This is a genomic window from Thermaurantiacus sp., from assembly GCF_053487655.1.
Genome location: NZ_JBRCLD010000087.1, coordinates 1 through 9,779 on the forward strand (window position 1 = coordinate 1; position 9,779 = coordinate 9,779).

9 protein-coding genes are annotated in these 9,779 nt (G+C 65.8%); 2 read left to right on the forward strand and 7 right to left on the reverse strand.

Translation table 11 applies throughout. The features are described from left to right. Positions 1–392: 392 nt before the first annotated feature. Positions 393–1,259, reverse strand: a complete 867-nt coding sequence (miaA, locus tag ACWIQA_RS08695; protein ID WP_448582677.1) for a tRNA (adenosine(37)-N6)-dimethylallyltransferase MiaA — start codon at positions 1,257–1,259, stop codon at positions 393–395. A 31-nt stretch (positions 1,260–1,290) separates the two neighbouring features. Between miaA and serB the strand changes: the two genes are divergently transcribed. Then, positions 1,291–2,145 carry a phosphoserine phosphatase SerB gene (gene serB / locus ACWIQA_RS08700; protein WP_448582678.1) on the forward strand — a complete coding sequence of 285 codons (855 nt, stop codon included), beginning with the start codon at positions 1,291–1,293 and terminating at the stop codon, positions 2,143–2,145. A gap of 90 nt (positions 2,146–2,235) precedes the next feature. Here serB and gatB read toward each other — a convergent pair whose 3' ends face one another. Then, positions 2,236–3,735 (reverse strand): Asp-tRNA(Asn)/Glu-tRNA(Gln) amidotransferase subunit GatB, encoded by a 1,500-nt coding sequence (gatB, locus tag ACWIQA_RS08705; protein ID WP_448582679.1) that lies wholly within the window; start codon positions 3,733–3,735, stop codon positions 2,236–2,238. An 83-nt stretch (positions 3,736–3,818) separates the two neighbouring features. Here gatB and ACWIQA_RS08710 point away from each other — a divergent pair, with 83 nt between their 5' ends. Continuing rightward, complete coding sequence (locus ACWIQA_RS08710) at positions 3,819–5,099, forward strand: lipopolysaccharide biosynthesis protein (protein ID WP_448582680.1); 1,281 nt, start codon at positions 3,819–3,821, stop codon at positions 5,097–5,099. 43 nt (positions 5,100–5,142) lie between these two features. On the opposite strand, the gene gatA is transcribed toward ACWIQA_RS08710, so the two are convergent. From gatA to ACWIQA_RS08735, 5 genes are all read right to left on the reverse strand, one after another. Continuing rightward, a complete protein-coding gene (gene gatA, locus ACWIQA_RS08715; protein WP_448582681.1) occupies positions 5,143–6,627 on the reverse strand; it encodes an Asp-tRNA(Asn)/Glu-tRNA(Gln) amidotransferase subunit GatA in 1,485 nt (494 codons plus the stop codon). Further along, complete coding sequence (gatC, locus tag ACWIQA_RS08720; protein WP_448582682.1) at positions 6,624–6,911, reverse strand: Asp-tRNA(Asn)/Glu-tRNA(Gln) amidotransferase subunit GatC; 288 nt, start codon at positions 6,909–6,911, stop codon at positions 6,624–6,626. The genes gatA and gatC overlap by 4 nt, the downstream gene beginning before the upstream one ends. Before the next feature lie 52 nt (positions 6,912–6,963). Beyond that, complete coding sequence (locus ACWIQA_RS08725) at positions 6,964–8,076, reverse strand: glycosyltransferase family 2 protein (RefSeq protein ID WP_448582683.1); 1,113 nt, start codon at positions 8,074–8,076, stop codon at positions 6,964–6,966. A gap of 66 nt (positions 8,077–8,142) precedes the next feature. Beyond that, entirely contained in the window at positions 8,143–9,285 is a 1,143-nt protein-coding gene (locus ACWIQA_RS08730; protein ID WP_448582684.1) for an acyl-CoA dehydrogenase family protein, read from the reverse strand. Further along, positions 9,282–9,779: acyl-CoA dehydrogenase family protein (locus tag ACWIQA_RS08735; protein WP_448582685.1), on the reverse strand; the 498-nt coding region annotated here is incomplete at its 5' end. The genes ACWIQA_RS08730 and ACWIQA_RS08735, both read right to left, overlap by 4 nt.

The window sequence follows — 9,779 nt, forward strand, 5'->3', positions numbered from 1 at the left end:
TCGAGCAGAATCTCTGCACCCGACAGGTCGCGGCCGGACATGGATCACTCCTTCGCACCCGCGGCAACGGCCGCAAAGGCCGGCTGGCTAGGGAAGGAATCACAGCCTGTCAACGCGTATCGAATCGCTTCATGGCAAGGAGTTGCTAGTGAGAATAATAATATTTCTATCCCTTTTTAGGAAGTTGCGAAGTCTGTTGCGAGACCGCCACGGCGTGCGCGACACGCGCATCCGGGCCCAGCTGTGCAATTGGCGAACCGAGGGCACGCCATCGCGCACAGGAGGGCGCAAGCTACCAAGCCTTGCGGGACTGGCAGCGCGGGTCCAGCGGGTGGGTTCGCGGTTGCAATGGGCTGGTTGTCGCAACAGCTCCACCTGCGCGCCTGAGGGCATCAGGCCGGGTGGCGCGGCCAGCCCCGAAATTGGGTGCGGAACCAGGTTGCCTGGCGCTTGGCATAACGGCGCGTATCCGTTTCCCAGCAGGCAACAGCTTCGGCCTTGCCGAGTGTGCCCTGGAGATGGGCGAGGAGTGGTGGCACGCCGATTGCCCGCAGGATGGGCAAGTCGGCGGGAAGCTGGCGGTCGGCGAGTGCGCGCACTTCGGCCTCGGCACCTGCGGCCTGCATGGCCTGGATCCGGGCGCCGATGCGGGCGTGGAGCACATCGCGAGGGGGATCAAGGACCAGGGCCGAGATGGTTGCGATCGCGCCGATCCCGCCGGTGCGTTGCAGACGCTGCCAGTCTGCAAGTGAGCGGCCAGTTGCTCGGATGACCTCAAGCGCGCGGGCGTTGCGCTGCGGATCATGGGGGTGAAGGCGAGCTGCCATGACTGGGTCTTCTGCCTCGAGCGCGCGCCGAACTTCGGATGGGGCAAGTGCCCGGACCCCAGTGCGGATCGCAGGTGGAACCGCGGGTATGGGCGCGATGCCATCGATGAGGGTGCGCAGATAAAGACCGGTGCCGCCCACGAGGATGGGAAGCCTGCCGTCTTGCCACGCAGCTTCGACTTCGGCGCGCGCAAGCGCTGCCCAGCGCGCGGCGGATGCGATGTCGCTGGCATCGAGCATGCCATAGAGACGGTGAGGCACTTCGGCCCGTGCTTCCGCATCTGGCTGGGCGGTCAGGATTGGCAAGTCCCGGTAGAGCTGCAATGCATCGGCGTTGATGATGATGCCGCCGCTGGCGCGCGCTTCCGCAAGCGCGCGCGCGGACTTGCCCGAGGCCGTCGGTCCTGCGATGACCCGGAGCAGACGTTGCATGCTGGTCGCAACCCTCATTTCCCTGGCTGGCGTGTCAAGCAACGACCTGGCCTTGGCCCGTGCCCTGCTGGCGCAGGCAGGCGCAAAACGGGTTCGCGAGGCATGGGTGGACTTTGATGTCGCCGTCGACTTGCACGTGGATGGACTTGTCGCGCCGGCCGTGCGCGCAACGCTTGAGAGCGGATTGCCGGGCCTCGACATCATCGTCCAGCCTGAAGAGGGTCGGCGCCCCAAGCGGCTTTTGGTTGCGGACATGGACTCAACCATCATTGGCCAGGAGTGTATCGACGAGCTTGCCGATTTCGCTGGCCGCAAGGCCGAGATCGCTGCCATCACCGAGGCGGCGATGCGAGGCGAGCTTGACTTCGCGCAAGCGCTTGCCGCTCGGGTTGCAGCGCTTGCCGGGCTCGCCACAGGCGCTATCCAGCAGACTCTTGCCGAGCGCGTGCACTTGAACCCCGGAGCCCGGACTCTGGTTGCAACCATGAAGGCCCATGGCGCGCGCTGTGTGCTGGTGTCTGGCGGTTTTACCGTCTTTACAGAGCCAGTTGCGGCCATGGCCGGCTTCGACCGGCAGGTCGCCAATCGGCTCGAGATCTCAGGGGGAAGGCTCTTGGGCACGGTCAGGCAGCCGATCATCGACTCCGCGACCAAGCGGGCAACTCTCCTTGGCGAGTGCAAGCACGTGGGCATCGGCCCTGAAGACGCATTGGCGATCGGCGATGGTGCAAACGACATTCCCATGCTCGAGGCTGCCGGGCTCGGCATTGCCTACCGCGCCAAGCCGAAGGCCGCAGCCGCGGCTGATGGACATGTGCGCCATGGCGACTTGACAGCAATCCTGCTTGCACAAGGCATTGCCCGCAGCCGCTGGGTGATGGCCTGAGCCGCCGCGCCAGAAGTCGCCCGCGGGAATTGGATGCTCCCGAGGCAACGGCTGCCAGAAGAATGCCGGCAAGGGCTCAGCGTTTTCGGATCAGCCAAGCGCCTGGCGCAAGAGCGCGTTGACGGCGGCCGGGCTCGCCTTGCCGCTGCTTGCCTTCATCACCTGGCCAACGAAGAAGCCGAAGAGCTTGTCCTTGCCGGCACGATATTCTGCCACCTTGTCGGCATGGGCTTCGAGCACGCTCGCGATGGACGCTTCGAGGAGCGCAGTGTCGGTGACCTGACGAAGGCCGCGGGCCTCGGCGATGGCCGCCGGATTCTCGCCGGTCTCAAGCATGATCTCGAACACTTGCTTGGCAAGCGGGCCAGAGAGCGTGCCATCGGCAACGAGCGCCAGGAGCTCAGCCCCCTGGGCAGGAGTAACGGGCGAATCGGCAATACCCCGGTCGAGGCGCTTCAAGGCCGCGAAAAGATCGCCCGTCATCCAGTTGGCGGCACGCTCGGCCACCTCGCGCGGGGCCCTGCCCTGCTGCTTGGCCGACTCGGCGAGCAGGAGCTCGAACCAAAGCGACTCCTCAATGTCGGCAGTGAGCACTCCCGCCACATAGGGGGAGAGCCCCAGCTCCGTCTCATAGCGGCGGCGGCGGGCGCTGGGAAGCTCGGGCAGGCTCTCCCGGCAGGCGGCGATGAAAGCCTCATCAATGAGAAGAGGTGGCAGATCCGGCTCGGGGAAATAGCGATAGTCGTGCGCATCTTCCTTGGAGCGGAGCGCGCGAGTCTCGCCCCTCTCGGGGTCGAACAGCCGCGTTTCCTGGATGATGGTCTCGCCGGCCTCAATGCAATCCACTTGCCGGCGCGCCTCGTAGGCAATGGCCTGCTGGATGAAGCGGATGGAGTTCAGATTCTTGATCTCGCAGCGCGTGCCAAAAGGCTCTCCCGGCCGGCGCACCGAGACATTGACGTCCGCACGCAGCGAGCCTTCTTGCATATTGCCATCGCAACTGCCGATGGCGCGGAGAATGGCGCGCAGCGTTGCAACATAGGCCCCGGCCTCGGCGGGGGAACGCATGTCAGGCTTCGAGACGATTTCCATCAAGGCAACACCGGCACGATTCAAGTCCACGTAGCTCATCGTGGGGTGGAGCTCGTGGATGGATTTGCCTGCGTCCTGCTCAAGATGGATGCGTTCGATCCCGATGGTCTTGCGCTGGCCGTCGTCGAGCTCGATTTCGATTGCGCCCTCGCCGACCACGGGCTCCTTGTACTGGCTGATCTGGTAGCCGGCTGGCAGATCGGCGTAGAAATAATTCTTGCGGTCGAACCGCGAGCGGCGGTTGATGGTGCACCCGAGCGCAAGCCCGGTGCGGACCGCCTGGCGGACGCATTCGCCATTGAGGACGGGAAGCATGCCCGGCATGGCGGCATCAACGAGACTGACTTGGGTGTTGGGTTCGCCGCCGAAGGCCGTCGGTGCTCCCGAGAAGAGTTTCGAGTTCGAGATGACCTGCGCATGGACTTCAAGACCGACGACGATTTCGAACGGCCCGGTCGTGCCATTGACAAGATAGGGTGCCGAATAGGGTGCCGACATGGGGCGCTTGTGGCGGCCTGACCGAGGGTTTTCAAGCCGACGGGTGGCGCGGATGTGGTGCGGCAGCTAAGCCCCACCTGCTCATGGTCGATCTTGCCCCCGTCCGCCGCGCCCGCCGTCTCCTCGCCTCGCCGGCAATCGCAGCCTTTGCGATCAAGGGCGTCAACGCCGCCAGCGCCTTCCTGACGGCTGTGATGCTCGCGCGGCTGGCGGGCGCGGAAGTGGTCGGCAACTATGCGCTGGCGACAGCGACGGCGACGCTCGTCGGGATCGGCGCGGTTGCCGGCCTCGACCAGGTGCTCGTGCGCTCGGTGGCGGGCGACTTGAAGCAGGGCCTTTCGGGGCGGGCGCGGGCCACGTTTCAAGCCATCGTGCGCGCGGTCAGCCGGAACAGCCTCATCCTTGCGCTCCTGTTCTTGGGACTTGTCATCGCTGGACTTGTGGCCGAGCCGCTTGGGGGTGCACGGCACGCCTTTCTTGTTGCCGTGCCGGGAGTGGCAGCGACTGCCTTCTTCCGCCTGGCGTTGGGCGCGGTCCGCGCTGTGGGGCGGCCACTTGCAGCCCAGGCGGTTGAGGCGCTTCCAAGCTTCCTCCTTCTTGCCGTTCTCGCTGTCCTCTGGCTTATGCGTTCGCCACCGACGGCAGTGCTTGCCGTGCTGCTCTTCTATAGCACTTGGGTGGTGGCAGCGCTGACCGGCTTCGCAGTTGCCGGGCGGGACCGGCGCGGATGGGCGGATCCGGAGCCCGTCTTGTTGGGGCCGCTGCAGCGCGCTGGGCTGCCGCTGATGGCAGCTGGCTTGCTGCAAGCATTTGGCGACTGGTTTGCGCTTGCCGCCGTCGGGCGCGAAGTGGGCACGGCCGAAGCTGGCGCGTTCCGGATCGTGGCCCAGATCATGTCGCTGTTTGGGATGCTGGTCGCGGTGACAGATGGCTGGATCGGCGCGCGTGTTGCAAGCGACCTGCGCACGGGCGACCTCAAGACCGCCTGGCGTCGCCATCGCCGCGCCACCCTGACCGCCACCCTGCTTGCCATCCCCATGCTGGCGGCCACCGTCCTTGCGCCCAGATGGGTGCTTGGCACCTTTTTCGGACCAGAGTTTACGATTGCAGCAACGACACTCGTCATCATGTCGCTCGGCCAGCTTGCCAATGTCGCCCTTGGTCCCAATGGCACCATGCTGGCGATGAGCGGCAAGGGCCGGCAGGTGCTCACCATCACGCTTGCTTGCACGCTTGTCCTTGTCATCCTCGCGTTTGCGCTGATGCCGCGCTTCGGGCTCGAGGGCGCGGCTGCAGCCTATGCCGGCTCCATCCTGCTGCGGAAGACACTGATGGCCATCGCAGCGCGCCGTGCTATCCGCTGAGTCTGCCGGTCAGCTGGGTCTGCCCGCCAGCTGAGTCTGCCCGTCAGCTCCGCCACCAGGGCACAGGTGCGGGTATCGGTGGCGCCCGGCGCTCAACCGCCAGTGCGGCATCGAGAACGCTGGCCTCGTCGAGCGGGCGGCCGATCAGCTGGAGCCCGAGCGGCAGACCATTGGCGTCTGTGCCGGCCGGGACGGACATGGCCGGAAGCCCAGCGAGCGATGATGGCACGGTGAACACATCATTGAGATACATGGCGATCGGGTCAGCAGTGCGGGCGCCGATCGGAAATGCCCCGGTCGGTGCTGTCGGGGTGAGGAGGAGATCGCAGGCAGTGAAGGCCTGCTGGAAGTCCCGGACGATGAGGGCACGCACCTTCTGGGCCTTGAGATAATAGGCATCATAGTAACCGGCGGAGAGAACATAAGTGCCGATCATGATCCGCCGCCTAACTTCGGGCCCGAAGCCGGCCGCGCGCGTTGCCTCATACATGTCAACAAGCCCACCCCCCTCGGGTACGACGCGAAGGCCATAGCGCACGCCATCGTAGCGGGCGAGATTGGACGAGGCCTCCGCTGGCGCGACGATATAGTAGGTGGGAAGCGCCTGGGTAGTGTGCGGGAGGCTGACGTCGACGATCTCGGCACCAGCGTCGCGGAGCCAGTCTGCGCCCTCCTCCCAGAGTCGGGCGAGGAGGGGGTCCATGCCCTCCACCTGATACTCGCGGGGAATACCGATGCGCTTGCCCTGAAGGTTGCCTGAAAGCCCTGCGCTCCACGCAGGAACGGGCGCATCAAGCGAGGTCGAATCGCGCGGGTCGAAGCCTGCCATCGCTTCAAGAAGGAGGGCACAGTCGGTCACAGTGCGGGCCAGCACGCCGGCCTGGTCGAGCGAGGAGGCAAAGGCGATGAGGCCCCAGCGCGAGCAACGGCCATAGGTCGGCTTGATTCCGGCAATGCCGCAGAAAGCGGCCGGCTGGCGGATCGAGCCGCCGGTGTCGGTCCCGGTCGCACCTGCAACGATGCGCGCGGCAACCGCTGCAGACGAGCCTCCGGAGGAACCGCCAGGCACGAGTGGCGCCTCCGAGCCCTCGGCCCGAACCGGCGAAATGACCGGGCCGAAGGCGGACGTCTCGTTGGAGGAGCCCATGGCGAACTCGTCGAGATTGAGCTTGCCAAGCGAGATGGCACCGGCAGCTTGAAGCTGGGCTGTGACATGGCTTTCATAAGGCGGTATAAAGCCATCAAGAATGCGGCTCGCAGCCGTCGTGCGCACCCCCCGGGTTGCGAACAAGTCCTTGATACCGATGGGGATGCCGGCAAGCGGCCCGGCTGTGCCAGCGGCCAATTCGTGGTCCGCCGCCAGCGCCTGCTCCATCGCCTGGTCGAAGGTCTCCGTAATGAAGCAGTTCAGCGACCGCGCCGCTTCCGCGGCGGCGACATGGGCGCCGACGAGCTCGGTGGCAGAGAAGTGCCGCGCCTTGAGGCCCGCTTGCATGGCGGCGACGGAAAGGCTGGTCAGGTCGCTCACTCGATGACCTTGGGCACTGCAAAGAAGCCGTGCGATGCAGCCGGCGCATTGGCGAGGATGTCGTCCTGGATGTTGCCGTCGGTCACGGCATCCTCGCGCCATTGGCGGGTGAAGGGGATGACTTGGTCAAGTGGCGCCACGCCCTCGGTCTCCACTTTCTGGAGCTGATCGATCCAGCCCAGGATGCGGTTCAGTTCGCTGGCAAGTCGCGCGGCTTCCCCTTCGCCCAAGCGAAGCCGGGCAAGGCGCGCCACGCGCGCAACCGTTGGTTCATCGACAGCCATGGCGGGCGCCTAGCAGCGGCTCCAGCCGCCGGCAACGCTGGTAGCCGCAGGCTCAAGATGTGGAGTCGAGGGGGCGGCCCGTCAGCGCGCGCAGCATAGGCCCGAGCTTGGCCCCTCGGCCGCGCAGCCCCTGCCAGAGGGTCTGAGCAAGACCGTAGAGCCACTGCAGGGGCCAGAGCCATGGATAGTGGGTGGCGTAGAACCGGAGCCTCGACCGCAGCATCCAATATTCTGCCCTGGGCGACCGGAGCGCCCGCGACGGCGACGACCCGACAGTTCCGCCATGCCGGTGATAGACGATCGCACCGCGCGCATAGCCGAAACGGAAACGAGTTTTGGCGCGCGTCGCCCAGTCGATTTCCTCAAAGTAGAGAAAGTAGCGCTCGGACATTTCGCCGACAGTCTCGAGAAGTGCCCGCGAGACCGCAAGCGATGCACCGGTGACGAACCCAGTCTCATCGACGATACGTTTTGAATCAACAGGGCTCTGGATAGGCTTGCCATTGTCGATGAGCTGCCCGTTGCCGGAGAAGACCGAGAAGCGCGCGCCGTTCCTCGCCTGGATGATCCGTGGCCGGTCATGATAGCAGACCGTGGTGCCGACCATCCCGATCTTGGGATCGGCAGCGAAGGTTCCAACAAGGGCGTGGACTGCCCCTGGAGCCACGACCGCATCATTGTTCACATACCAGACAATGTCGATGGCAGGATCCGAGAGGAGGTAGCGGGTGCCAAGGTTGTTGCCGCCTGCAAAGCCAAGGTTTTCTGGTGATTCCAAGAGGGTGAGCCGGGGTGCGGAGGCGCCCTTTGGAACCCGCGTGGTGGGACCAGCGCGGACCATTGCGACCGGTTTCCTGACTGGAGGCATGGTGAGCCGGGCAAGGGGGCCTTCTGGGGCGACCCACGGCGCCTCGCCACTGGCCCAGGCGCGCAGCATGGCAAGCGAATCATCGCCAGAGCCATTGTCCACGACGACGATGCGAACTTCCGGTGGCAGCCGGAAAAGGGACTCCAAGCACTCGATGGTAAAGCCTGGCTGGCGATAGTTGACGATGACGATCCCGAGCCGGGCCGGATCACGAATGGCGCGGGGGGCAAGCAGCGGGAGCGGCTGGACCTTGGGCGGAAGTGGCGGGCGCAAGGGAAGCGCGGACTGGTCAGCCATGGCGGCGGCCTATGGCGGCTGGCCGATTGAGGCGCAACCGCCGCCTGGAGCCTTGCGTGGCTGAGCTCAGAGCATGGAGGTGTCAGCCGGCTGGTCGAGGAGGACCTTGCCAGCCAACTCCCACGTGCCGCCCTGTACCATGATGTGCTGCGTCATGGCATGGGCATCGCGGAAGCGGCGCTGGAGCGGGCTTTCAAGATAGAGTGCAGCCCCGCCGCCGAGATCATAGGCGGTGCGCGTGACATCGGCGGCGGTGCGCGTCATGTGGGTGGCAGCCAGGCGAAGCCGCGCTCGCGTCTGCAAGCGGATCCCGCCGCCGAGGGCTTCCTGCCACGCCTGGCTGAGGGCCTGCTGCACGCCCGCGCGTGCTGCCATCCAGGCAGCTTCAGCGCGCGCGAGATCAGCCTGGATGGTGCTTCGCTCAGCCGCCGTGCGCGTGCCAGAGCGGCGGGTCTTGAGTGCAGCTGCAACGGAGTCGAGCGAAGCGCGGGCATTGCCGCAGGCAACTGCAGCGATTCCGAGTGCAAGCAGACCAAAGGGCGGGAAGCGATAGAGGGGGCCGGGCTCATGCGGCGTATCATCGATGAGCGAGACGCTGCGATCGGCAGGAACTTCGACGGCTGCCGCTGCCATGTCGCCCGAGCCCGTGCCCTTGAGGCCGGCGGCATGCCAGGTGTCGATGAGTTCGACCGCATCGCGCGGCATCAGCATCATGCGGTGGCGGGGCCGCCCATCCTCCTGAAGCAAGGGGGTGTTCCCTTCCATGAGGACGGCGCCGCCGACCAGCCAATGGCAGTTGGCCGAGCCCGATGCCCAGGACCAGCGGCCCGAGACCTGCCAGTGGCCGTTCGCTTTCACCGCACGGCCAAGAGGCGCGAAAACGCCGCCCGTGATGACCTCGCTTGGCCCGAGAATAGCCTCGGCGTGGTGGCGCGGCAGATAGGCAGCAATGAGGGCAGTGGTTGCCCCGATCATCAGGCACCAGCCGGCGGAGGCATCGCCTTCGGCAACGGCTTCGAGGGTGGCGAAGATGGCATCTGGCGGAAGCTCGTGGCCATTGAGGCTCTTTGGAATGGCGAGGCGGAACAGGCCGGCGCTGGCGAGCGTTGCAGCAATGTCTGCGGGAAGGCGCCTTGCCTCTTCGATTTCCGCAGCTCGGGCAGCGAGCGCGGGTGCGATGTCACGCGCAGCAGCAAGCGGGTTCGTCACAGCTTCAGCAGCCCGGCGAGATTATTCTTCTGCATGTCTGAGGATCCTCCGACGATCGGCATGCCAAGAAGGTCGCGCACGTGGCGCTCGATTTCGGACCCTTCGGCAAGGGCATAGGCGCCCATGACCTGCTGGCAGGCAAGTGCCACTTCGACGCACGTCTCGGCGATGAAGAGCTTCGCCATCGAAGTCTCGACCGCGCAAGGGCGGCCGCTGTTGGCGAGATGGGCGGCATGGTAGAGCATGTGGCGGCAGGCCTGCAGACGCGTGCGCGCCACCACCAGCTTGTGGCGAATGGCCTGGTGCTGGCTGATCGGCCGGCCAAACTGGACTCGCGTCTTGGCATAGGCTGAGGCTTCGTCGAGCGCGGCCATGGCCATGCCATAGGCAACTGCCGAGATCTCAAGCTTCTCAACATCGAGTGCACGCCCGGCAAGCTGTTCCCAGCCCCGGTTCCACATCGCCTCGCCGCCGACGATGGCCGAGACCGGCAG

Excerpts from the sequence above, each read along its gene's own strand:
- ACWIQA_RS08710 (WP_448582680.1), top strand. The coding sequence starts at position 3,819 with ATGGTCGATCTTGCCCCCGTCCGCCGCGCCCGCCGTCTCCTCGCCTCG.
- miaA (WP_448582677.1), bottom strand. The coding sequence starts at position 1,259 with ATGCAACGTCTGCTCCGGGTCATCGCAGGACCGACGGCCTCGGGCAAG.
- gatB (WP_448582679.1), bottom strand. The coding sequence starts at position 3,735 with ATGTCGGCACCCTATTCGGCACCCTATCTTGTCAATGGCACGACCGGG.
- ACWIQA_RS08725 (WP_448582683.1), bottom strand. The coding sequence starts at position 8,076 with ATGGCTGACCAGTCCGCGCTTCCCTTGCGCCCGCCACTTCCGCCCAAG.
- gatC (WP_448582682.1), bottom strand. The coding sequence starts at position 6,911 with ATGGCTGTCGATGAACCAACGGTTGCGCGCGTGGCGCGCCTTGCCCGG.